This window comes from Pseudoduganella lurida, from assembly GCF_007830455.1.
Classification (GTDB): Bacteria; Pseudomonadota; Gammaproteobacteria; order Burkholderiales; family Burkholderiaceae_D; genus Rugamonas; species Rugamonas lurida.
Genome location: NZ_VLLB01000001.1, coordinates 742920 through 766944, shown reverse-complemented (window position 1 = coordinate 766944; position 24025 = coordinate 742920). Strand labels below are relative to the sequence as shown.

General features: G+C 69.3%; 19 protein-coding genes. 13 read left to right on the top strand and 6 right to left on the bottom strand.

All coding sequences use genetic code 11. The features are described from left to right. Positions 1 to 53: 53 nt before the first annotated feature. Positions 54 to 1973 (top strand): CocE/NonD family hydrolase, encoded by a 1920-nt coding sequence (locus IP91_RS03305; protein WP_229473800.1) that lies wholly within the window; start codon positions 54 to 56, stop codon positions 1971 to 1973. 142 nt (positions 1974 to 2115) lie between these two features. Here the strand turns inward: IP91_RS03305 and IP91_RS03300 are convergent, their stop codons facing one another. Beyond that, entirely contained in the window at positions 2116 to 3060 is a 945-nt protein-coding gene (locus tag IP91_RS03300; RefSeq protein ID WP_145647334.1) for an AraC family transcriptional regulator, read from the bottom strand. A 160-nt stretch (positions 3061 to 3220) separates the two neighbouring features. On the opposite strand from IP91_RS03300, the gene IP91_RS03295 reads away from it, so the two are divergent. After that, on the top strand, positions 3221 to 3949 hold the full coding sequence (locus tag IP91_RS03295) for an SDR family oxidoreductase (protein ID WP_145647333.1): 729 nt from the start codon (positions 3221 to 3223) through the stop codon (positions 3947 to 3949). A gap of 3 nt (positions 3950 to 3952) precedes the next feature. Here the strand turns inward: IP91_RS03295 and IP91_RS03290 are convergent, their stop codons facing one another. The 3 genes from IP91_RS03290 to IP91_RS03275 form a co-directional block, all read right to left on the bottom strand. Continuing rightward, positions 3953 to 5191, bottom strand: coding sequence for an MFS transporter (locus IP91_RS03290; RefSeq protein ID WP_229473981.1), 1239 nt, complete (start codon positions 5189 to 5191; stop codon positions 3953 to 3955). A gap of 131 nt (positions 5192 to 5322) precedes the next feature. Further along, positions 5323 to 7221, bottom strand: a complete 1899-nt coding sequence (locus tag IP91_RS03280; protein WP_158643071.1) for a DUF3857 domain-containing transglutaminase family protein — start codon at positions 7219 to 7221, stop codon at positions 5323 to 5325. After that, positions 7218 to 7880, bottom strand: a complete 663-nt coding sequence (locus tag IP91_RS03275) for an HD domain-containing protein (RefSeq protein WP_145647330.1) — start codon at positions 7878 to 7880, stop codon at positions 7218 to 7220. Before IP91_RS03275 ends, IP91_RS03280 begins: the two co-directional genes overlap by 4 nt. 275 nt (positions 7881 to 8155) lie before the next feature. Here IP91_RS03275 and IP91_RS03270 point away from each other — a divergent pair, with 275 nt between their 5' ends. Beyond that, positions 8156 to 8638: a chemotaxis protein CheW gene (locus IP91_RS03270; RefSeq protein WP_145647329.1), complete on the top strand. Its 483-nt coding sequence runs from the start codon at positions 8156 to 8158 to the stop codon at positions 8636 to 8638. Between the two features lie 156 nt (positions 8639 to 8794). Here IP91_RS03270 and IP91_RS03265 read toward each other — a convergent pair whose 3' ends face one another. Beyond that, on the bottom strand, positions 8795 to 9307 hold the full coding sequence (locus IP91_RS03265; RefSeq protein ID WP_229473798.1) for a ribonuclease HI family protein: 513 nt from the start codon (positions 9305 to 9307) through the stop codon (positions 8795 to 8797). A gap of 201 nt (positions 9308 to 9508) precedes the next feature. Further along, positions 9509 to 10078: a YXWGXW repeat-containing protein gene (locus tag IP91_RS03260; protein WP_145647327.1), complete on the bottom strand. Its 570-nt coding sequence runs from the start codon at positions 10076 to 10078 to the stop codon at positions 9509 to 9511. Positions 10079 to 10332: 254 nt separating this feature from the next. Between IP91_RS03260 and IP91_RS03255 the strand changes: the two genes are divergently transcribed. From IP91_RS03255 to IP91_RS03210, 10 genes are all read left to right on the top strand, one after another. Continuing rightward, the gene (locus tag IP91_RS03255) at positions 10333 to 13410 is read left to right on the top strand and encodes a penicillin-binding transpeptidase domain-containing protein (RefSeq protein WP_145647326.1); all 3078 of its coding nucleotides are present in this window, start codon (positions 10333 to 10335) and stop codon (positions 13408 to 13410) included. 102 nt (positions 13411 to 13512) lie between these two features. Continuing rightward, complete coding sequence (locus IP91_RS03250) at positions 13513 to 14727, top strand: hypothetical protein (RefSeq protein WP_145647325.1); 1215 nt, start codon at positions 13513 to 13515, stop codon at positions 14725 to 14727. Beyond that, positions 14724 to 15278 (top strand): hypothetical protein, encoded by a 555-nt coding sequence (locus IP91_RS03245; protein ID WP_307724391.1) that lies wholly within the window; start codon positions 14724 to 14726, stop codon positions 15276 to 15278. The genes IP91_RS03250 and IP91_RS03245 overlap by 4 nt, the downstream gene beginning before the upstream one ends. Further along, entirely contained in the window at positions 15278 to 16372 is a 1095-nt protein-coding gene (locus IP91_RS03240) for a hypothetical protein (RefSeq protein ID WP_145647324.1), read from the top strand. The genes IP91_RS03245 and IP91_RS03240 overlap by 1 nt, the downstream gene beginning before the upstream one ends. Beyond that, the gene (locus IP91_RS03235) at positions 16372 to 17397 is read left to right on the top strand and encodes a hypothetical protein (protein WP_145647323.1); all 1026 of its coding nucleotides are present in this window, start codon (positions 16372 to 16374) and stop codon (positions 17395 to 17397) included. Before IP91_RS03240 ends, IP91_RS03235 begins: the two co-directional genes overlap by 1 nt. Before the next feature lie 55 nt (positions 17398 to 17452). Then, a complete protein-coding gene (locus IP91_RS03230; protein ID WP_145647322.1) occupies positions 17453 to 19738 on the top strand; it encodes an SPFH domain-containing protein in 2286 nt (761 codons plus the stop codon). Positions 19739 to 19757: 19 nt separating this feature from the next. After that, positions 19758 to 22094, top strand: coding sequence for an SUMF1/EgtB/PvdO family nonheme iron enzyme (locus IP91_RS03225; RefSeq protein ID WP_145647321.1), 2337 nt, complete (start codon positions 19758 to 19760; stop codon positions 22092 to 22094). A 63-nt stretch (positions 22095 to 22157) separates the two neighbouring features. After that, positions 22158 to 22742 carry a TetR/AcrR family transcriptional regulator gene (locus IP91_RS03220; protein WP_145647320.1) on the top strand — a complete coding sequence of 195 codons (585 nt, stop codon included), beginning with the start codon at positions 22158 to 22160 and terminating at the stop codon, positions 22740 to 22742. 212 nt (positions 22743 to 22954) lie between these two features. Next, a complete protein-coding gene (locus IP91_RS03215; RefSeq protein ID WP_145647319.1) occupies positions 22955 to 23527 on the top strand; it encodes a DUF308 domain-containing protein in 573 nt (190 codons plus the stop codon). 81 nt (positions 23528 to 23608) lie between these two features. Beyond that, on the top strand, positions 23609 to 24025 hold the full coding sequence (locus IP91_RS03210; RefSeq protein WP_145647318.1) for an OsmC family protein: 417 nt from the start codon (positions 23609 to 23611) through the stop codon (positions 24023 to 24025).

Below are 24025 nucleotides of genomic sequence, written 5' to 3'. Positions count from 1 at the left end.
AGCAATTGTTTCCCGGAGTACCATCATGCGATTCACTCATGAAGGAGTTCTCCATGCCGTTGCGCGTCGCCCTGGTGTCTTCCGTAATTCTCTCTTCCCTGTTGTCGACGGCCCAGGCCCAGACGGCGCCGATGACGCCCGATATCGCCGGCAAGTACGAAGCGCCCGTCGAAACGGCCGATTACGTGAAGCGTGTGGTGATGATCCCGATGCGGGACGGCGTCAAGCTGTACACCGTGATCGTGCTGCCGAAGGGGGCGAAGAAGGCGCCGATCCTGCTCACGCGCACGCCGTACAACGCGGCCGGCCGCGCCAAGCGCAGCGCCAGTCCGACGATGCTGGCCACGCTGCCGCAGGGCGACGAGAACTTCGTGCAGGAAGGGTATATCCGCGTGTTCCAGGACGTGCGCGGCAAGTACGGCTCGGAAGGCGACTATGTGATGACGCGTCCGCTGCGGGGCCCCCTCAACAAGACGAAGACGGACCACGCCACCGATGCCTGGGACACGATCGACTGGCTCGTCAAGAACATCCCCGAGACGAACGGCAAGGTGGGCATGCTGGGCTCCTCCTATGAAGGCTTCACCGTGCTGATGGCGCTGGCCGATCCGCACCCGGCGCTGAAGGCCGCGGTGCCGATGAGCCCCATGGTCGATGGCTGGCGCGGCGACGACTGGTTCCACAACGGCGCCTTCCGCATTCCCACGCTGCCCTACATCGCCAGCCAGACGACGGTGCGCGGCCGGGGCGAACCGCTGGCCACCGGCGTCTATGACGACTACGACGGCATCCTGCGCGCCGGCTCCGTCAGCGCGTATGCCAGGCAGTTCGGCCTCGACAAACTCAATTACACGAAGAAGCTGTTCGAGCACCCGGCCTACGACAGCTACTGGCAGCACCAGGCGCTGGACAAGGCGCTCGGCGCGCGCAAGCTGAAGGTGCCGACGATGAACGTGGTGGGCCAGTGGGACCAGGAAGACATCTACGGTGCGTATGCCGTGTACTCGGCGCTGGAGCAGCAGGACAAGGACAACCGCATGAACTACCTGGTGGTGGGCCCGTGGCGGCACAGCGGCGTGAATTACGACGGCTCGTCGCTGGGGGCATTGAAGTTCACCGGCGATACGGCGCTGGAATTCCGCCGCGACGTGATGCAGCCGTTCTTCAACCAGTACCTGAAGGACGGTGCACCCGTGGCCGACACGCCTCCGGTGTTCTTCTACCAGACCGGCACCAACCGCTGGCAGCGCCTGTCCGGCTGGCCGCTGTCGTGCGAGACGGGCTGCCCGTCCACGTCGCAGGCCGTCTACCTGAAGGAGGGCTTCAAGCTCGATTTCAGTGCGCCCGCCGGCGGTGGCGCGGCGTATGACGAATACGTGTCCGATCCGGCCAAGCCGGTGCCGTTCGTGCCCCGTCCCGTGCGCATGGGCGACCGCGACGTGTGGCAGCCCTGGCTGGTGCGCGACCAGCGCTTCGTGACGGACCGGCCGGATGTGCTGACCTACGTTTCCGAACCGCTGAAGGCGCCGCTGCAACTGTCCGGCGCACCGCAGGTGGACCTGTATGCATCGACCTCCGGCACGGATGCCGACTGGGTGGTGAAGGTCATCGACGTGTACCCGGACGAAGTGCCGTCGCAGCCCGAACTGGGCGGCTACCAGCTGCCGCTGTCGATGGACATCTTCCGCGGCCGCTACCGCAACAGCCTGGCGTCGCCGCAGCCCGTCGTTGCCGACAAGCCGGAGCGCTACCGCTTCGCGCTGCCGAACGTCAACCACGTGATCCTGCCGGGCCACCGCGTGATGGTGCAGATCCAGTCCAGCCTGTTCCCGCTGTACGACCGCAACCCGCAGCGCTACGTGCCGAACATCTTCTACGCCCAGCCCGCCGACTACATCAAGGCGACGCAGCGCATCTACCACACGCCCGAGCTGCGCAGCGCGATCGCGCTGCCGGTGGTGCCCAACCGCTGACCACGGCCGAGTCCGTGTCCACCTTGGGGTCAACCCCGAAATCGGACACGGGCTCTACTATAAGAGTACATCCAACTGTTGAGGCCGTGTCCGAAAACGGGGTTGACCCCGTGGTGGACACGGGCTGGACAGTAGCCGGTGGCTACGGCGCGCTGACGTATGCGGAGAGCCGCGCGCCCGGCGACTGGGCGAGGAGGTTGCGCATTTCGCGGGCTTCTTCGAGCGGGGTGCGGCCGAAGAAGCGCTTGAATTCGCGCGAGAACTGCGAGGTGCTTTCGTAGCCCACGCGCCCGCAGGCCGATGCCGCCGTCAGGCCGTCCTGCACCATCAGCAGCCGCGCCTTGTGCAGCCGCGTCGATTTCAGGTACTGCATCGGCGACGTGGCGGTCACCGCCTTGAAGCTGGCGTGGAAGGCGGCGGCGCTCATGCCCGCTTCGTCGGCCAGCGTGGCGACGTCGATCGGGCGCTGGTAGTCGGCGTGGATGCGCCGCAGCGCCTTGCCGATCTTGCCGAACTGGCTCTGGTGGGCGAGGGCGGCGCGCAGGGCGCCACCCTGGGCGCCCGTCAGCACGCGGAACAGGATTTCGCGCAGGATGCCGGGACCGAGCAGGCGCGTCTCCAGCGGCGAGGTGAGGGCTTCCAGCAGCCGCAGCACCGCGTCGCCCAGCGGTTCGTCCAGCGGCGTGGCCGCGATGCTGACGGGCGGGATCGGCGCGACGTGGCCGGCCTGCGCCTCGTCGGTGGCCAGAGCCAGTTCGGCGGCCTGCTGCAGGTCGATGGGGATGGAGATGGCCAGCAGCGGTTCGGCTTCCGTCGCGTGCAGCGTCTCGCCCTCGAACGGCAGCGGCACGGAGAGCACCAGGAACTGCTGCGAGTGATAGTCGAACGCGGCGCCACCCAGGTAGCCCCGCTTGTGGCCCTGGCAGACCACGACGATGCAGGGTTCGTACAGCACCGGCCCGCGCGGGTGCACCGAGTTCGACCGCATGAACTTCACGCCGGGCAGGCCGCACAGCGTGTAACCTTCCTCCGGCGCCAGCACTGCCATCAGCCGCACCATGCGGGCCTGTCTCGCACAGATCGTCATGTCGTTCTCCAGATAGCTTCCGGCAGAGATTATGCCGCAATGCGCACATTTTTTAACATCCGCTGGAGGATCAGGCAATCTTTCGCCATCAACGCGCAACCCGGCGCGGGCGTTCGTTTTTAAACTGCCAGTCCATTACCACCCGTAACTGGAGACGACCATGGCAGAACAGAAAATCATCCTCATCACCGGCGCAAGCAGCGGTATCGGCGCCGCCACGGCGCACCAGCTGGCCAGCGACGGCCACCACGTGGTGCTGGGCGCGCGGCGTACCGACCGCCTCGAAACGCTGGTCGCCGACATCCGCGCCGCCGGCGGCAGCGCCGAGTTCCACGCGCTCGACGTGACCGATGCCGACGGCATGCAGACCTTCGCGCTGGATGCGCATCGCAAGCATGGCCGCGTGGACGTCATCGTCAACAATGCCGGCGTGATGCCCCTGTCGCGCATGGATGCGCTGAAGCTGAAGGAATGGGACCGCATGATCGACGTGAACGTGCGCGGCGTCCTGTACGGCATCGCCGCGGTGCTGCCGCTGATGCAGCGGGCCGGCGGCGGCCACGTGATCAATGTGGCGTCGATCGGCGCGCATGCCGTCAGTCCCACCGCGGCCGTGTATTGCGCCACCAAGTATGCCGTGTGGGCCATCTCGGAAGGCCTGCGCCAGGAAGAGAAGGCGATCCGCGTGACGGTCATCTCGCCCGGCGTGACCACCTCCGAGCTGGCCGACTCGATCTCGGACGAAGGCGGCCGCGCCGAGATGCGCGAATTCCGCAAGGTGGCGATCGGCGCCGACGCGATCGGCCGTGCGATCAGCTATGCAATCGCCCAGCCGGCCGACGTGGACGTGAGCGAGATCGTGGTGCGTCCCACGGCCAGCCCGTACTGAGCGTCACACGGGCCGGTGGTGGTCGCGGAACCAGCGCCACGCCACGAAGATGGCGAGGGCCTGCATCGCCGCGCTGACGAAGAAGGTGGCGCCGATGCGCCAGTCCGCGGGCGGCAGGTGGCTCACCTCGCCGAGCAGCCAGCCGCCCGCCAGCGGCATCACGGCCACGGCCACGCCGCTGATCGACTGCAGCGAGCCCATCAGCTCGCCCTGTTCGGTGGGCGGCGTGGCCTTCGAGAGGATGCCCTGCAGCGCCGGTCCGGCGGCAAACGCGAAGACATTGCACAGGATGAGCACATACATCATCCAGCCGTGCGTGGCCAGGCCGTACAGCAGGTAGGTGAGGGCGCCGGAGCACAGGCCCAGCAGCGACAGGCGCACTTCGCCGAAGCGCTTCATGAAGAGACCGAGCAGCCCGGCCTGCACCACGACCGACGCCACGCCCACGCAGAACAGCGAGATGCCGTTCTGCGTGGTGCTCCAGCCGAAGCGGAAGGTGGTGTACAGCACCCATGTGGTGTGCAGCATGATCTGTGCGAAGGTCACCAGCACGAAAACGACGACGAGCCCGCGGATCTCGCGCCGCGCCGCCAGCCGGAACAGGCCGCCCAGGGGATTCAGGCGATGCAGCGCGAACGGCGCACGGCGTTCGACTGGCAGCGATTCGGGCAGGAAGAACCAGCCATACAGGAGGTTGGCCGCCGACAGGCCCGCCGCCACGTAGAAGGGCAGGTGCAAATTGACGCCACCCAGCAGCCCGCCCAGCATCGGCCCCGCAATGAAGCCCATGCCGAAGGCGGCGCCGATCTTGCCGAAGCTGTTTGCCCGGTTCTCCGGCGTTGACACGTCCGACGCGTAGGCCGAGGCGACGGACATGCTGGCCGACGACATGCCGCCGATCACGCGACCGACCAGCAGCCACGCCAGGTTCGGCGCCCAGGCGGTGACGAGGAAATTGAGGGCCATGCCGCCCATCGAATACAGCAGTACCGGACGGCGGCCGATGCGGTCGCTGACCGCCCCCAGCGCCGGCATGCACAGGAACTGCATGAGACCGAACACGGCGCCCAGGATGCCGTACCACATGGCCTGCTGCTCGCGCGAGCCGACGAATTCGCCCACGAGGGCCGGCAGCACGGGCACGATCAGGCCCACGCCCAGCATGTCGATGAATACGCAGACGAGCGCAAAATTAAGCTTTTGACCCGTGAGCTTTTGACCCGTAAGCTTTTGACCCGTCAGCTTTTGCTCCGCAGCCTTCTGATCGGCAGGCTTCTGATCCACAGGATTCCGATCGGCTCCCTGCTGCCCCGGCACCGCCCCGGCGTGCGTATCGGCAACCTGTGCCGGGGGCACGCGGTCGCCGGCGTCGTTCACGGCTTGATGGCGGCGGCCGCCATTTCGGTATCGTTCAGCACGAACACCAGGCGGCCATGCATCGCCTTGCTGATGCGGTTCATCGCGGGCCGCAGCGCGGCATATTCCTGCGGCGAGCAGAAGCCGCGCGGATTACCGGCACGGGCGCTGCGCATCAGCTGATAGCGCATGCCGCTATTCGTTTCTTCACGGGTGTAGCGGGCGTCGTAGCGCAAGCCTTCCTGGTTGATTTCCAGGTTCTTCGGCACGTACAGCACCTGCATGGCCACCGGCAGTTCGATCGTCATCGTGTCCTTCACGGCGAACGGTTCGCAGCGCGTGTCGTACTGGCGGTCGCGTTCCGTGAAGCGTCCCGCGAAACCGGCCAGCGGCACCGGGCCGTTCACGCCGGGCAGGAAGGACAGCACGCCCGCTTCCGGCTGGCTCACGTAATTGCGGATGCGTTCCGTGAAGCGCACGGCCAGCGTGTCCGCCTTCGTGCGCGGCAGGATCTCCAGGCTGCCATTGCCTTCGTAGCCGTTCGACGCCATCGTGCGGCGTACCCAGTCGGCGCCGCCGCCCGGGCCCACGCTGTCGATGAACTGCTGCACGGCGACGGCGCTGCGGCCGTGGCCGATGATCTCGGTGACGCGTTCGGCGGAGCCGTCCAGCGCCACGCGCATCGTCACGCGGCGTTCGACGAGGTGGTTGTCCGGATCGGGCAGGGGGGTGTTGCGCAGCACGGGATGGCCGCGCGTGGCCAGCACGGGTTTGCCGGAATCGCTGTCCGGCAGCAGGCCGAACGGCATCGTGCTGTCCGTCGAATCCAGGTACAGGTCGAGCGCGGGCAGGTAGCTGATGGCGTGGTTGAACCACATGACGGGAATCGACGGCAGCGTGTAGTTCTCCTGGTCCGCCAGCAGCAGCACCGGAGAAGCTTCGATGCCGCGCGCGGCCAGCAGCGCTTCGAGCAGCGCCACGTGATCCTTGCAGTCGCCGTAGCGGCGTTCCAGGATCGCGGCCGCATCGTCCGGCACCCAGCCGCCATCGCCCACATACGTGGCCACGTAGCGGATATTGGCGCGCACCCAGTCGTACAGCAGGTGCGCCTGTTCGCGCGGCGTGGCGGCCTTGCCGGCGATGTCGTCGGCCAGCGTGCGGATGGCCGGCGTGACGGCCGATTTCGGGCCGGCGCCTTGTTCATACGCGTCGGCCAGTGCCTGCCAGCTGGCAAACGTGGACAGCATCAGGTAGGGCGTGTGGTGCCAGCTGTTGGCCTTGTTCGCTTCCGGCGTGCCCGTGTCGCGGCTGCGGAACTGCCAGCGCAGCACGCGCTCGCCGTTTTCCGTCACGGCCGGCTGCGACGCCAGCGCGTTGTGCGCGATCTTCAGCGGCAGGGCCTGCGGATAGCGCACGGTGATCGTGCTGTCGTCGCGGATCACGTCGTCCTGCAGGAACAGCACGTGCGACATCCCGCCCGGCAGCTCCGGCACCTTCTGCACCAGGCGGTAGCGCACGCGGATCGCATCGCCGGCGGCCAGTTGCGGGAAGGTGATCTGCAGCAGGCGCTTCTCGGGGAAGGACACGCCGCCCAGGATGCCGTCCTGGATCTTGATGCCGGAGGCTTCCACCGGGACCGGGGCGCCGTTGGCGGGGATGGTCTCGGCAGCCAGCAGTTCCATCGTCTGGCGGCGCGAGTCCCAGTTCACGTACTGCTGGCCCAGCGTGTCGGCACCGGCCGCGTCGATGGCGCGCCAGGTGTAGTCGACGATCTGTTCATGCGTATTGTCGGCGCGGATCAGGATCTCGGTGCGTTCGCGCAGCGCGCGCACGTGGCCCTCGCCGGCGGCTTGGGCGGCCAGCGTGGCGGCGCACAGCTGGAGCAGGACGAGGAGCTGGAGAAGCCTGCGCATCATGCCCCCGCCCCGGACCATTCGGCCACGAACATGTCGCGGAACCGGTGCAGCGCTTCGAGCCGCTGTTCACCCAGCCGGCGGCCGGCGGCCGTCTGCATCGTGCCGGGCAGCGTGGCCAGCTTGACGGCGATGTGGTCGAGCGCGAAGGCCTTGTCATCCAGGTCGCGCAGGGTGCCGGCCGGGTCGGCGCCATGCGCCAGGCCCGTGCCCATGCGGCCCGCCGTGTAGAACATGCGCGCCAGGCCGACGGCGCCCAGCGCGTCGAGCCGGTCGGCGTCCTGCACGATCTGCGCCTCGATGGTGCGCGGTGTCAGGCCGGCCGAAAAACTGTGCGTTTCGATGGCATGGCCGACCGCCGGCAGCAGCGCTTCCGGGAAGCCGGCGGCGGCCAGCTCGCGCATGGCCTGCCGGGCTGCCTGGCGCGAGGCCAGGTGGCGTTCGGGATGGTTCTTCGGCAGGTTCACCAGGTCATGCAGGTAGCACGCGGCCAGCACGACGAGCGTGTTCGCCTCCGGGTAGTCGCGCAGCAGTTCGGACGCATTGCGCCAGACGCGATGCAGGTGGTTGGTGTCGTGGGCGCCGTCGTCTCCGGGAGCGGCCCCCGCGATGGCCGCCAGCTTCGGCTGCCAGCCGGCCGGCGCGATCGTCGTGGTCGTCATATTCTTGTCTTGTTTCTATATGCAGACCATTGTGCCACGATTCAATTTATTCTGGTGTAAAAACGGCAAGTTCGTGTCCCCGTCGAGGCAGTCAAACGCCGTCGAAACGGGCAGGAATGTGACATATTCGTTGCGCGCATGTTGCGTTTTATGGGGCGGATACAAACGCAAAAGAATTATGTGATGCAAAAAAGATTGGGCTACGGTAACATTTCGCCTGTGTACAACCGGCTACCGCCACAACCCCGCGCCCGTCCGCTGCAACAAGGAATCCCATGTCCCAGAACGACACCGCCACCACGACCAACCCGGCCGAATACCTGGCCTTCACGCTCGGCAAGGAAGAGTACGGCATCGATATCCAGAAGGTCAGCGAGATCCGTAATTACGAATCGCCGACCCGCATCGCCAGCGCCCCCGACTATGTGAAGGGCGTGATCAACCTGCGCGGCATCATCGTGCCGATCGTGGACATGCGCGTGCGCTTCAACCTGGGCACGCCCGAATACGGCCCGTTCACCGTCGTCATCATCCTCAACATCGGCAACCGTGTCGTGGGCATGGTGGTCGATGCGGTGTCCGACGTGACGACCCTGACGCCGGAGCAGATCAAGTCCGCGCCGGACATGGGCTCCACGCTCAACACCGAATACATCGTCGGCCTCGGCACCGTCGAAGAACGCATGCTGATCCTGGTCGATATCGACCGCCTGATGTCCAGCGAAGAGATGGGCCTGATCGAAGCCATCGCGGCCTGAGCGCGCGACGGGCTTCGCCCGCAGGCACGCCGGCGCCAGGCTTTGCGGCCGCGATGCGGCACGGATCGACGGTGGACGATAGCGGAGCGGAGCAGTGCCGGCATCCGGCCCGGTTACTGGAGAGGCCTGTCACCATGGTTGTGGTGGCAGGCTTTTTCATTCGGCAGTCGCCGGCACGGATGGGCCGACGTGCGCCAGTGCGCGCTGCGACAGCGCGTCCGCGGCGGCGTTCCGGTGACGGGGCAGCCAGCGCACCGCCACCATCCCGATCTCGTCCATCAGCAGGTGCACGCGGGTGCGGTGTTCCGCATGGCCGCTGGCCGCGGGCACCTCGCGCATCAGCACATCCTGCACGATCACCTGGCTGTCGCCATGCACCAGCAATTCGCCGGCGTTGCGCGCCACGGCCACTTCCAGCACGGCGATGAGGGCCAGGTATTCGGCATCGCCGCTGGTGCCTTCGCCGGCGCGCCGGCTGATTTCGACGCGTTCACCATCGGGCCCGACGAGCAGTGCGCCGATGCCGATGCGGCCGGGATTCGGCGTGGCCGAGCCGTCGAACCACGCCTGCCAGCCGCGCGGCGACAGCGTTACCCGCTGGCGCGCCAGCTTTTCGGCTGCAGCGCGGGACTGCGCGATGATGCGTGGAGGGGGAAAGGGCGGAGACATCGGGTGCGCGGGCAAAGCGCGCATTGTACTGCTGATCTGGCGTGCTGCCTTGGCGCTCAAGCCGCGAGCAACCCTGGAACGGCCGGGGCCCGACCCACGGCGCCGTCCGCGCGAAGTCCTGTCGCCGACGGTGTCACGGGCCGGGCCCCGGCCGTTGCCCCTTCGTCGAAAAGGGCAGGCAACCGATAGGTCCCAGCCGGCTCAGCGGCGATGCGGATTGTCCGGTCGGTCGTCGCGGCGATTCGGCACGCCGTCCCCGTCGCGGTCACGGTCGTAACGGTTCGGAATGCCGTCGCGGTCCTGGTCGCGGCGCGGTCCCGGGCCGTATGCATGCTGCACGGGGCGGCCACGGTCGTAATGGTTCGGATTGCGGTCGTAGCGGTTCGGGATGCCGTCGCCATCGCGGTCGCGGTCGTAGCGGTTCGGCACGCCGTCGTGGTCGCGGTCGCCGCCGCCGTGGCGGTTCCAGCGCGCCTGCTCGTAGTACCAGCGGCCCTCGCGTTCGCGCCACGACGGCGCCGCGTAGACATACCCCGGCCGGTCCGGCAGCCAGCTGCCCGCCATCCACACATGGCGGTAACCGTCCCAGCCCCAGTAACCCGGCGCCCACACATAGCCGTGGCGCGGTGGCGGCATGCGTTCATAACGCAGCGGTGGCGGCGCACTGCCGATGACGAAGCTGACGCCGACCTGGGCGATGGCCTGGGTGGGCACGAAGGCGGCCGAGCCGATGGCCAGGGCTGCCGCTGCAAGGATGGATTTCTTGAGCATGGTGTTCTCCGTTCTTCCGTGGTGTTCGTGGTATTCGTGGTGTTCGCGGTATGCGATGTTCTTCTCGGGCCGCTGGCCTGGTGGTTTCGCCGGCCCCGTGAAATCACTATATCCCGCACGATTTGTCACACGCATGGCGATTTCAGATTCTTACAAATGCGCGAGAGTTTGTTAATGCGTGTATCGGCGCGTGTACATCCGGAGGTTTCCAGGTCCCCCTGCTACGGCTGGGTACCTCATACCGTCCCGATGCCATGGCCGCCCAATTCGCCGCGCAACTCTCATCGACAGTCGCGCATCACCACCGCAGCTGGCGCCGCCGCCGCAATCTGCCGCGTTCCTGGCCGATGCCCTGGCCGCTGCTGGCAGTCGTCGCACTGATCCTGGCCGGTGGGGTGCTGCTGGCCTTCAATGCGCGGCAACTGGGCGATGCCGCGGCGGCTACCGAGGCCGGCGCGGATGCCCTGCGCGCCGCGTCGCGATTCCAGAAGATTGTGCCGGGCGCGCACTTCGACGTGCCCGCAGCGGCGGGGGTCACGCTGCTTGCGCAACCGTCGGGCGCCGTGGTCATCGCCAACCGCACGCGTGCCGAGGCGCCGGTGCTCATCGATCTGTGCGCGCAGCTGGCCGATGCTGCCGGACGGTTGATGCCGGTGCGGCTGGGCGGACGGTGGACCGAAACAGGCCGGCCGGCGGGACGCAATGCGATGCTGGTCAAGCGGGGATCGACCGCCACCGTGGACATGCCGGAAGTGCGCATCACCGGCACGATCCACGCGCCGCTGCAGCTGGCGTGGACGGGCGCCGCGGCGCGCTGGCTCGGCGATGGCGGCGACGGCATCGTCGGCGGCAGCACGGGCGCGGCCACGCTGCGCAACGAAGGCTGGCTGGCCTGGCAGGGCGGCGCCCTGCAGGTGCTGCGCCGGCCCAGTGCCTCCTGTCCGCGCGCCGGCGAGCTGGTGGCGCGGCTGCACGTGCCGGACGGCGCGCAGCGGGGCCGTGCGCTGGTCTCGGCGTACGCAGCCCACGGCGCGTCGGCCAGCGCCTGGCTGGCGGCGGGCGACTACGCGATCCCCGCTGTACCGTCGCCCGAGCTGGAAGACGAGACGCTGTTCGACGCGCTGCGCCAGCACGGGCTGGTACGCCTGCTGCCCGACGGCGCGGTGGTCCTGGCGCCGGCCGACCTGGCGGAATGGCTGGCAGCGCCGGCGCAGGTGCGGGCCACGAGCCTCGACATCTGGCGCGGCGTGCGGCTCGACGACGAACAACGCAAGCTGCTGCGCCGCCTGTACCGGCAGGCGGACGGCACCTACGTGCGCCAGCAGGTGGCGCTGTACAACAGCGAACGCACCTTGCTTGCCTGGCGCCAGCGCGAGGGCGACGCCTCACGCTGGCGTGTCGATGGCGGCACCACGTCCGCCATGCCGCCGCTGGCCGCGCGCCTGTTTGCCAGCCTGCCGCAGGGCTGGCAGCCATGGACGCGGCTCGCGGCACCGGCCAATACCGCACGACTGGTGCTCGACTTGCCGGCCCCGGCAAAGGGCACGGAGCGACTGTCCTTGCTGCTGGCCGGGCGGGTGGCCGGCAGCGTGGAAGGGGCAGCGTTGCAGTCGGCTGCCGCCTGCGACGGGCGCGCCTGCACGGCGCCGGACGATGTACAACGCCTGGTCCTCGCGCCGCAGCCGGGTGCACGCCGTATCGTGCTGGCGGCCACGCCGCTGGATGCGCGCGCGATGGAACGTCCCGCCGACCGCGATTACCGTCACCTGCGCGTGGCGGCGGGGCGGCTCGTGTGGCAGCCCTTGCCGCGGCCCGCGGCCGGCGAGGCGGTACGGGCCAGCCCCGGCCCGGTACTGCTGGCCGACCGCAACGGCACGCCCCTGTGGAGCGACGGCACCGCGACGGAGGCCGCGCAGGCGGCCGGTCTTGCGCCGCTGCTGGGTCTCGGACCGCAGCATGCGGCCAGCCTGGCCGGCATGCTGGCACGCGCCGACAGCCGCGGTGCCACGGCACGCCTGTCGCTGGACCTGCCGTTGCAGGCGCTGGCGCAGGAAGCACTCGACTGCCTCGGCCTGCGGCATGGCCGCTGGCGTGGCGGTCGCTGCGAAGGCGGCGCGACAATCCCGGCCGGCCGCAAGGCGGGCCTGGTCATCCTCGATGCCGAGAATGGCGACATCCTGGCCGCTGCCGGCGCCGGCCAGCCGCACGTCGGCGCGGGCAACTGGGCCGAGGCGCGCGACCTGGACCGAGCCAACCCCGCCGCCAGCGCGCTGCGCCTGCCCGCCCTGCAGCACGATGGCGGCGCGAACAACAGCCCCGGCTCCACGTTCAAGGTGATCAGTGCACTGGGCCTGGAACTGGCCGCGCAGGAAGACCGCCGCCTCGATGCGCTGCTGGACGGCCAGCCGCTGGCCCGCATCAATGCCGAGGCGCGCGAGCGGGGCTTCGATTTCAGTACCGGTGCGCCCACGTATCCGGCGTCCGCACGGGGCGCCTATGTCACCAACTACCGGGAGATGGGCATCGACGGCCGCGCGCAGGGTGGCCGCCTCGGCCTGCCGCAGGCCCTTGCGTACAGCCTGAACACCTGGTTCGCCTGGACCGGCGAGCTGTCCGACCACACGCTGCTGGGCCGTGCCGAAGGCGGCGTGCCCGATCTGCAGCCGCTCGAACCCGGCGCGCTGGATGCGGCGCGTCCCATCCTGGCCGCGGCGCGCCGGCTCGGCTTCGAACGGAACCTGCGGCTGGACGGCGGCCTGCTGCCGGCGGACTTCCGCTGGGCCGACTACGACGTGCTGCAGGCCACGCCGGCCCGCATCGACCCGGTGCACACGCGCCATGAGCTGCGCCAGATGAGCATCGGGCTGCGCATGCAGGCCACGCCGCTGCAGATGGCGATGGCTGCCGCGGCGCTGGGGCAGGGCGCCAGCGTGGCACCGCGGCTGCTGCTGGCACTCGATGGCCGCGATGCGAAGTCGCCGGCACCGGTCAAACTGGACGCGCGGCTCGACCGCATCCGCGCCGGCATGCAGGGCGTGATCGAACGCGGCACGGCGGCCGGCGCCTTCCGCAGCCTGCCCGCCCATGTGCGCGCCGGCCTGTATGGCAAGACGGGCACGGCGCCCGTCAGCGACGACCGCGCCACGGTCTGGTTCACCGGCTGGCTGGAGCCGGGCACGCTGCCGGGCCAGCGTCACGGTCTCGCATTCGCCACCTACGTCAGCCGTTCCGAAGGGACCGGCGGCGAGCATGCGGCACCCGTGATCGCCGCGGTCCTGGCCCGGCTTGCCGACGGAGATGCAAGGCATAAAGTGAAACAGACGGGTAAATAGCGATGTGCAAGCGGAAATGAAACTTGCGGTTTCATGGCATGATGACCAATGATCGCCGCAGGCCTGCCGATTTCCGGCGGCCCGGCATGCATGGTGCAATGTATGCGACTGCCAGGAACGCGCTACCAGGAACAGGGCTGGGAACAGGTCCGGAAGCTGCTAGGCCATGCGTCGCTGGTGGCGTTCCGCCAGTGCGACCTGGCGCTGCTGCTCGACCCGGCGCGCCTGCCGGAGATGCTGGACTGGTACACGGATGCGCTGGCCCACGCGCTGCGCAATGCGGCCGGGTCGCTGCGCGGCAGCGCGCCCGCGAATGCGTATGGCGACAACGTGGGCGACCTGGCGCTGGTGCTCGTCTACGAGTTGCAGGCGCAGCCCGCGTACTTCCATACGATGGCTGCGGCGATCGCCGCCGAGCATGCGAAGCTGGGACCGTTCTGGCTGCAGGCCACCGGCGACGCGCTGCTGCGCAAGAAGGTGAACGACATGTTCGCCACGCTGCGCGACAAGGTCGATGCCGACAATTACGTGGCCGCCACCGGCCAGCCCTGTTCGCCGAACCGCATCTACACCTACCGCATGCTGGACATGGCGTACGCCGCGATCGCCCAGGTATTCGCCGGCTGGCCGGGCACGGCGCCGCAGGTGGCGGCGATCCTGGGCCGCGAGCCGGACGGCATTCCCATCGAGGTCCGGCAGATGAAGTCGATCGCCTCGTGCCGCGCGGCGTGGGTGATCCGCTGGAGCGAAACGCTGGAAGCCTTCGGCGGCGCGCCCGGCCCGCTGCACACGAAGTCGAAGCGCTTCGCCAGCCTGCGCAACAGCCCGGAGAAGATCGCCGCGATGCTGGCGGAGATCGGCGACTACGAAGAGCTGTCGGCCAACGGCGACGGCGCGGACTGGCGTCAGGATGCGGACGATGCCACGGCATGGCTCGATGACCTGGCGCGCGTGTCGGCACAGGCCGAGCCGGGCCGGGAGGCGGACCGCATCCTGCCGCAGGCAGACGAGGACGAGGAAGACGATGTTTGCACCGCCCCCGGCTATGATGAGCTGCCGGCCGCCGCTGGCGCGCTGGCCGCCTTGCGCGAGGAAGCGCTGGCCGTGCGGCTGGCGGTGTACCTGAAATTGCTGGGGCCTGCGGACGACAGCTATCCCGATGCCTGGCTGGACGGCGAGAGCGGCGAGCTGCCGACCCTCGGCAAGCTGGCGCAACTCGGCGGCATGTCGGTGCCCACGCTGCGCAAGCGCCGCAATGCGGCCATCGAACGGCTGACTGCGGCGGGCGGCGCATCCTGGACTGGAGAACAACTATGATGGACGAGGACAAGGTACGGGAGAAGACGGCGGAGGACAGGCTGCGCGAGCGCGTGCTGCTGTCGCGCGCCGTGCCGGGCGACCGGCTGATGCTGGCCGATGCTGCGCTGCTGGCGGCGCTGGACGGCAGCCGGCCCCTGTCGACGGGCGAACTGGCCGCGCTGAACGGCTCGCCCGTCACGCTGCGCCGCTTCCGGCACCTGGCGCTGGAGCGCCGGCGCGGTGCCTGGACGGCCAGCACCGGCATGCTGCGCGCGGCGGACAGCGGCGAGCTGACGCTGCTGGCCACCGACGACGGCCTGTGGACGCTGCACTTCGTCGTCGCCGAAGGCTGGCAGGTGATCCTGAAGCTGGAGGTGGCGGTCGCCGCGGCCCCGCAACTGCTGCGCGAACGGCCACTGCTGCGCGTGACGGATGGCGGCGGCGCCATCGTGCTGCAGGGCCGGCTGGACAGCGATGGCGAATGCGAACGGTCCTGGCCCTTCGAGGCGGCGCCGGCGCAGCACTTCCAGGCGTGCGGCGCCACGTTCGCCGTGACGGCGCTCGGCTGATGGACCCGCGGCGCGAACCCTCGCTGGCGGCGCCGGAGGTGGATGCCGTCATCGCTGCCGCCTGCACGGACGGGGCAGCACCTTCGGACAGCACGGTGATCTTGTTCGGCGCCGATGGCACCGCGCGGCGCCCGGGCACCTTCGGCACCAGGGCGGGCGCGCGCCGCGCCACCATGAAAGGCGAAACGGCATGGTGGTTCCATGGCGGGCCGCACAGTGTGGCGCTGGTGCCGTTCGCGGCCGCGCCGGAAATCGGCCTGCAGCTCGACTTCGTGATCGACAGCGCCGATCCCCGCCTGGCGCGCCAGCGCTTCGACCTGTTCCTGTTCAGCGAGATCGCCGTCAATGCCTCGTCACTCACGCTGGCCGGCTTCACCCGGCGTGCCGAGACGGCGCTGCGCGCTGCGCTGGAAGGCGGCATGCTGGACCTGCCACCCTGCACGTCGCTGGACGAGTGGAACGCCTTCCGGGGCGGGTTCAATGAGCTTCTCTACACCCGCTTCGGCATCACGGTGGACGACTGCGTGCCCGTGACGCTCGACGAGGTCGATTATGCGGCGGTGCTGCGCGCCCGCGCGGTGGCGCCGCCCGCGCCGCACGCGATCGATGCGCCGCTCGAGAAAACAGATGCGGTGGCAGATCAGGGAGCAAATGAGGTGGCATATAAGGTAGCAGATGCGGTAGCAGATGCGGTAGCAGATTCGGTCACACTGCCCGCAGCCATGCTGCCGGTGTCCGACGCGGGAGCGCTGCGCCGCCTGTTCCTGGAACTGCCCGCCGCGTCCGCCGCACTGCGCGCGCTGCCGGCCACGCACTTCGCCACCCGCCAGTCGCACCTGCAGCGGCTGGCCCTGGCCGCGCTGGACGTGAACACGATGCCGTCGCTGGCGCTGGCCGCACCGGGCCGGCCACGCGCGGCGCACGAACAGCGCCGCCTGGCTGCCAGCAGCACCAGGGCCGCCGTCGCACTGGACGAGTTGTGGGCCGTACTCGCACAGTGGAAGGAGGCCGGCGCCACGGACGACGAGGTGGACCGCGTGCTCGCCAACCTCGAATTCCACCTGAAGGCGCGCCGCGGCGGGGAGGCGCCTTGATGCCGTCCTCGATCGCGGAATGCCGCACCGTGCTGGGTGACGGCCGCGTGCTGGCCGTCACGGCGACGGTACGCCCCCGTGCCGGCCGGGCCGAAGTGAAATGCGTGGTGCCGGGCGCGCCCGTGCTGTGCGAGCGCGTGCAGGAAGTCGTCAGGCTGGCGCGGCTCACGGAGGCGCGCTTCGACAGCCGCGTGCAGGTCGTGCTTGGCTTCGACGGCGTGCCGGCCGACGGTGAGCGCAACTGGGAACTCGCGGCCGTGCTGGCGGACCGGATGGCGCGCGGCGCCTGGCAGCCGCCGGCCGGCATGGAAGACGTGTGCGCGCTGGGCTGGTCCGATGCCTGGCAGCTGGGGCGCCTTGCCGGCCACGATCCTGCCGCCACGCCGGAGGAGGCGTTCGTGCTGCTGGGCGGTGCCGGCGCGGCATTGAACGCGTTGCCCCATCTCGGCGCGCTCACGGGGCATGCCGATCCGGGCGCCGCCGTCTCGTCCGTGCGCGCCTGGTTCCCGCTGCACAGCGGCGGCGTGAACGATGCGCTGGCCTGGGTCGAGGTCAGCGTGTTTCCCTCGGACGGGCAGGCTGGCGAGGAAGAAGACACCATCGCCGTGCCGGGCGTGGACGCAGCCGTGCAGCTGGCGGTGCGCCAGGCGCTCGCCGGTGCGCGCCATTTCGATGGCAGGGGGCTGGGCCGCTGGCGCAGCGTGGTGCGCTTCGGCCAGCCACGCTTTGCCGGCGACTCGTACCAGCTGGCGCTGGTGATGGCGGACCGCCTGGCGCGGGGCCGCGAATTCGTGCCGCGCGGCCGGCTGATCGCCAGCGGTACCTCCGGCGCCTGGCATGCCGGCCGGGTCGACACGGTGGCCGGCCGGGAGGCGAAAACGGCGCTGATCCTGGCCGAGGCGGTGTCCGGCGACCGGGTGCTGCTGCCGGCGGCCTGGGCGGACGCGCTGCCGGCCGGCTTCCGGGACGGGCTGCGCGCGCGCGGCGCGTCGCTGGCCTGCGTGGACCGAATCGGGCTGATTTGATGTCGCCTGCTAAAATCGGCCGGCGGCCCATGTATATGAATGCGAGGAGTCTCACATGTTCAAGATGTTCGGTATCGGCGGCGTGAAATGCCCCCGCTGCGGCCAGCGCACGGTGGATGCCGGCGGGTATTGCGCCGGCTGCGGCCTGTCGCCCGGCGCGCCCCGCAGCGAGCCGGTATTGCGTGACAACCGCTGGATCCCCGCCCCGGACGAGCTGGCGGTGTATTTTGGCGTGCGCGAACTGTCCGGCCTCTTCACCAAGACGCTGCGGGTGCCGGCCACCACGCGCGCCTACATCCTGCAGGGCGACGTCGCCACCGAGGTGCCGCAGGGCGAATACGAGCTGGAAGGCTTCTTCCAGCGCCTGAACAACCTGCTGCGCGACCGGCATGCCGAGATCCTCATCACCCGCACCACGCCGCTGCCGGTGGAATTCGCGTTCGCGGACCTGAGCACCGCCGAGCACCTGAAGGTCTCGGCCAGCTTCACGGCAGCGCTGCAGGTCGAGCACGTGCCCGCGTTCGCGCGGCATTTCATGACGGCGCCGGGCACCGTCACGACGGCCCAGCTGGCCGAGCTGCTGCGGCCGTCCGTGCGGCAGATCGCGGCCGAATTCATCGGCGCCCGTTCGCTGCGCGAGATGCACGCCAATCCGGACCTGCGCCTGCAGCTGGATGAGCGCCTGCAGGCCGCGCTGAAGCTGCGGCTGGCCGAATTCGGCCTGGTCGCCGTGCAGGTCGACACGCTGGCGCTGCGCCACGACAAGTTCGATGCCAACCGGGCCAGAGTGGGCAGCCTGTGGCTGGTGGCGGACGAACGCCACGGCGACCTGGCCCATGCGAAGCAGCTGGACGAGCTGTACGACGAAGAGGAATGGCAGGCCATCTGGCGCGAGGAGCAGAAGGCGCGCAGCGACTACCGCCGCGCCGAACTGCGCCAGGATGCCGCCGTCGACCAGGCCGAACTGGCCGCCACCGAAGCGGAACGCATGCAGGCCGTGCGGGCGCGCCAGATCGAGCTGTATGGCCGCATCGTCGAATCGCGCACGCGCCGGCAGGCGATCGACCTGGGCGCGGCCGATGCAGCCGCGGAACTGGAACACGCGCTGGCGAAAAAGACGGCCGGCCTGGCAGGCGAGGCGTCGGACTGGGAGCATGTGCGGCGCCTCGCGCAGATCCGCCTGCGCACCGAGCTGGAAATCGCCCAGCAGGCCGCCATCGAGGAACGCGCGCTGGCGAAGCAGCGCTTCACGCACCAGCTGCATGTGCAGCAGATCCGCAACCGCATGGAACAGGCGCTGGCGATCGAGGACGAAGCGCAGCGCCGTGCCGGCGTGCGCCAGGCGCAGCAGGCCGAAATGGATGCGCAGCGGCGCGAGGCGCAGATCGAGGCGGAGCACCACGAGTCGCGCCTGCAGACGGTGGCGCTGGCCAACCTGGCGCGCAAGCGCGAGGCCGAGCGGGTGCAGGAGTGGGAAGAAGAACTGCATGTGTCCCGCAAGCGCGAGCTGGGGCGCGGCGAGGCCGCCAAGGATGCGGGGTCGCAGGTGCACGTGGCGGAGATCTCGGCGCGGCTCGATGAGCTGCGGCGCAGCGGCGCCAGTGCCGATGCGCTGGCCCAGCAGGAAAAGCTGCTGCGCACGATCGAGGCGGACGGCGTGGCCCAGCGGCAGTCCCGCGACATCGCCAACGAAGGCGAAGAGCAGCGGCTGGCCCTGAAGCTGCGCGAACGCGAAGCCCAATGGCAGCAGGAACTGCGCCGCCTGGAACACGAACGCGAAGAGCGCTATGCCCGCGCCAGGGCCGAGTATGAGACGCTGGTAGCGCAGCAGAACCATGCGGCGGAGCTGGCGCGCATCGACATCGAGCGCATCGAATCGATCGGCAACCTGTCCGACACGGGCAAGGTGGCGCTGGCGCCGACGGCCAACGCGCAGGCGCTGGCCCAGCTGCTGAAGGTGCAGGCGCAGTCCGGCATGAGCGCCGACCAGCTGCAGTCCCTGGCCGCGGTGGTGGCCGCCGAGAACAGCGTCACGCCGCTCGATGCGCTGCGCATGGCCCAGCAGAGCGTGGCGGACGAACGGGCGCATGCCGACACCCAGCAGGACAAGGACCGCCAGCACCAGCTGGAGCTGCTGAAGCTGCAGAACGCGACCCATGCCAATGCGCTCGCCGCGCAGATGCAGCTGGGCGTGGGCGTCGCCCAGGCCGGCGCACCGGTCCACCACCATCACACGACGGCGCAGGCGGGACCGCAGTTCTGCGTGAACGGCCATCCGGTGCCGGCCGACCGGCCGGATGCCCGGTTCTGCGCCGAGTGCGGCGTGCCGCTGCGCCGCTAGGTCCGGCGCCAGGGAATCGATGCAGACAGCCCGGGAAAAAATCCGTGAACTGCGCGCGCTCCACGACGACGGCCTGCTGTCCGAGGCGGAGTTCGAGCGCCGCAAGAACGCCATCCTGGACGCCGAGTACACCCCCGGCGGCACGGCGGCGCCTGCGGTACCGGCCCGGCATGGCACCGAACTGGGCCTGATGGCCGGCCAGGAGATCGGGCCGCAGAACCGCCGCTACCGCCTGGAACGCCTGCTCGGCATGGGCGGCATGGGCCAGGTCTGGCAGGCCACCGACCTGGCCACGCATGCGGAGCTGGGCCACAGCGAGCAGGTAGCGCTGAAGATCCTGCCACCGCAGCTCACGCAAAGCCCCGCCCACGCGCGCCTGCTGATCGAGGAGGCCACGCAGGCACGCCGGCTGGCCCATGACAATATCGTGCGCGTCTACGAATGGGCGCTCGATCCGGCCACCGCCAGCTATTTCATCATCATGGAGTGCCTGGACGGCCAGGACCTGGATGCCTGGCTGGCTGGCCGCGGCCCGGTGCCGTTCGAGGAGATGGAGCGCATCGTGCGCCCCGTCGCCAGCGCGCTGCAGTATGCGTGGGACCGGCACCGGCTGGTCCACCGCGACATCAAGCCCGGCAATGTGTTCCTGACCAGGCAGGGCGACATCAAGCTGCTCGATTTCGGCATTGCGGCGCGGGCGCGCGATGCCACGGCAGGACTCCCGGAGGTACCGAACGCGGGTACCGCCGGCTACCGCGCACCGGAGATCGGCACGCAGCAGGGCAAACCCACGCCGAAGCTGGACGTGTATGCGGTGGCCGTGATGGTCTACCAGATCCTGGCCGGCCGGCTGCCATTCGACGACACGCGTTCCGCCCAGATCGTGCCGGAAGCGCCGCCGGGCCTGAACGACGCGCAGTGGGTGGTGCTGCAGAAGGGCTTCGCGTTCGATGACGAGGAACGCTTCGACGCCGCGCAGGCGTTCATGGATGCGCTGCGCCGGGCTGCGGGGCCGACGGCCGAAGAGCTGGCGGCGCAATCGGCAGCGGAGCGGCGCGCGCAGGAGGAGCGCGATTTCGCGGCACAGCAGGCGCAGTTGCGCGAGCAGCGCGAACAGCTGCAGGCCGAACAGAAGGCCCAGGAAGCGGCCCGCGCGGCGGAAGCGGCGGAAGGGCGGCGCCTGGAGATCCAGCGGAGCATGGAACTGCAGGCGCGCCGCAAGGCCGAGGCGCAGGCCGCGGCCATGCAGAAGGTGCGTGACGACCAGGCCCGCCGCGAGCTGGAAAAGCAGCGGCGGCTGGAAGCGGAAGCGGCGGCCCAGGTGCGCAAGGAACAGCTGCGCCAGCAGCTGATCGCCCGTCGCGAGGCCGATGCCGCCAAGGCCCGCGCCATCGAGGAGGAGCGCCAGCGCAAGGCCGCCATGCTGAAGGCGCAGGCCGCGTACAAGGCCGAACAGGACCGCGAGCGCCTGCAGCAGGCGGCCCGCAACGCCGCCGAACTGGCCGCGCTGATGCCGACCGCGGCCAGCCCCGTTGCCGACCCGAGCGGCGTGCTGCGTGACCGCTTCCTGGATGGCACCGGGACCGGTCCCGACCTCGTGCTGGTCCCCACCGGCAGCTTCCTGATGGGCGGTAACGCGCAGGAGCACGAGGTGGCGCGCAAGGCCGGCTCGCAGAAGGCCTGGCTGGAACGCGAGCTGCCGGCCCACACGGTGCGCATCGACCGCTCGTTCGCGCTGGGCCGCTACCCCGTCACGGTGGGCGAGTGGCGCCGCTTCGTGCGCGCCACCGCGTGGGAGCCGAAGCTCGACATCGACTGGACGGCGCCCGGCTTCGAGCAGGAGGACTGGCACCCGGTGGTCGGCGTCAGCTGGGACGATGCGCAGCTGTACCTGCAATGGCTCACGCTGATGACGGGCGCCCACTACCGGCTCCCCAGCGAGGCGGAATGGGAATACGCCTGCCGCGCCGGCTCTGCCACGGCCTTCGCGTTCGGCGACGAGATCTCCACCGAGCATGCCAACTACGACGGCCACTTCACGTACGGCAAGGGCGTGAAGGGCCAGGTGCGGCACGGCACCACGAAGGTCGGCAGCTTCCCGCCCAACCCCTGGGGCCTGTACGACATGCACGGCAATGTGTGGGAATGGACCCAGGACCCGGCCCACGACAGCTACCAAGGCGCACCGACGGACGGCAGCGCGTGGCTGGAAGACGGCGACCGGGCGCGCCGCATCGTGCGCGGTGGCGCATGGCTGTACCAGCCGCGCTACCTGCGCTCGGCCGTGCGCAATGGCTACTCGGCAGTGCTGTCGAACGACGTCGTCGGCTTCCGCGTGGCGCGCCGGCTGGGATGACACTGCGGCGACCCCGTCAAAATACCGCTTGCATCTGAACCTACTAGTAGGTAGGATGGCGGCATGAAAAAGCTCTCGACGACTTCCGACGATATCCTGGCCAGTGCGCGCAACCTCATCGTGGCGGGCGGCTACAACGGTTTCAGCTATGCGGACATCGCCGAGGTCGTCGGTATCCGCAAGGCCAGCATCCACCACCACTTTCCCGCCAAGGCGGACCTGGTGCGGACGCTGGTGGCAGGGTATCGTGAAGGGGCGCGGGCCGGCATCGCGGAAATGGAGCGCAGCATCCCGCAGCCGATCGACCAGCTGCGTGCCTATGTTGCCTACTGGACGAAGTGCATCGGGGATGGCACGGCGCCATTCTGCGTGTGTGCGCTGCTGGCCAGCGAACTGCCCATCGTGCCGGACGATGTGGCGGCGGAAGTGAAGGGTTTTTTCCGCACGTTGTCCACGTGGCTGGCTTCCGTGCTGGAACGGGGCGCGCAGCTGGGCGAGATCCGGCTCGCCAGTTCGCCCCAGGTGGAAGCCGATGCCTTCATGGCCACGGTGCACGGCGCCATGCTGTCGGCCCGCGCCTTCGGCGATCCGACGCTGTTCGAAACGATCATGACGCCGCAGCTGCAGCGGCTTGCCGCACCGCGCTGAGGACAGCGAGGACAGCGAGGACAGCGAGGAGAGGTGTCTGACACCTTTTCTGCCCGCTCCCACGATGTCGGTCCGCACCGACGCCAGAAAAGGTGCCAGCCGCCGGCTTGGTCGCTGAGCCTGTCGCAGCCGCCTCTTTTTAACTAATTACCTACCATCTAGTAGGTAGTAACCTGTAAGTCAGTCGTCAACCATCCCCGAAAGGACCCGCCATGACCACCACAACCCCTACCATTCCCCAGCCCGCCACCGACACCTGGCTGAAACGCTACTACTACCTGCGCGCCGTGTTCTCCATCGCCTGGGTGATCGCCGCCTTCGCCATCGGCCAGCACATGCCGGCTGCCGCTGCCGTCCTGCTGGTGCTGTATCCCGCCTGGGACGCCTTCGCCAACCTGCTCGACGCCTCGCGCAGCGGCGGCCTGGGGCGCAACCGCAGCCAGGCCATCAACCTGGCGGTCAGCGCGATTACGACCATCGCCGTGCTGGTGGCGCTGCCGGACATGCACCAGGTGCTGACGGTGTTCGGCGCATGGGCGATCCTGTCCGGCCTGCTGCAGCTGGGCACGGCGCTGAAACGCTGGAAGGGCCACGGCGGCCAGGCCACGATGATCCTCAGCGGCGCCCAGTCCGCGCTGGCGGGCGGCTTCTTCATCAGCCAGGCGCTGGCACCGGCCACGCCGTCGATCATGAACGTGGCGGGCTATGCCGGCGTGGGCGCGTTCTATTTCCTCGTCTCGGCGCTGTGGCTGACGGCCAGCGCGATGCGCACCCGGCGCGCCTGAATCATTCCCCCTTTCTGGAGTGGGCGAAACGGCGATAAAGGTGTACATTCCGCCAAGGTTCCCACAACGACAAGGCACACCATGACCATCACCGTCCAGCGCGATCTCACGCAACCCATGCGCCACATCGTCCACGTGCGCAATCACCTGATCCCGGCCGATGTGTCGGTGGAAGAGGGCGGCGCGGATGCCGGGCCGTCGCCGCACGACCTGTACGATGCGGCGCTGTCCTCCTGCAAGGCGCTGACGGTGCTGTGGTACGCGCAGCGCAAGAACATCCCCGTCGTCGACATCCGGGTGAGCACGGCGCGCGATGCGAGCGAGGAGCGCCATGGCACCTACCGCCTGGCCGTCACGCTGCACTTCACGGGCGACCTGAGCGAGGCACAGCGCGCCGAGCTGCTGTCCGTGGCGGAGAAGTGCCCGGTGCACAAGCTGATGACGAGCGTGACCACCGAGGTTGTTACTAGCCTCGCGACGACCCTGGCAGCGGAGTAA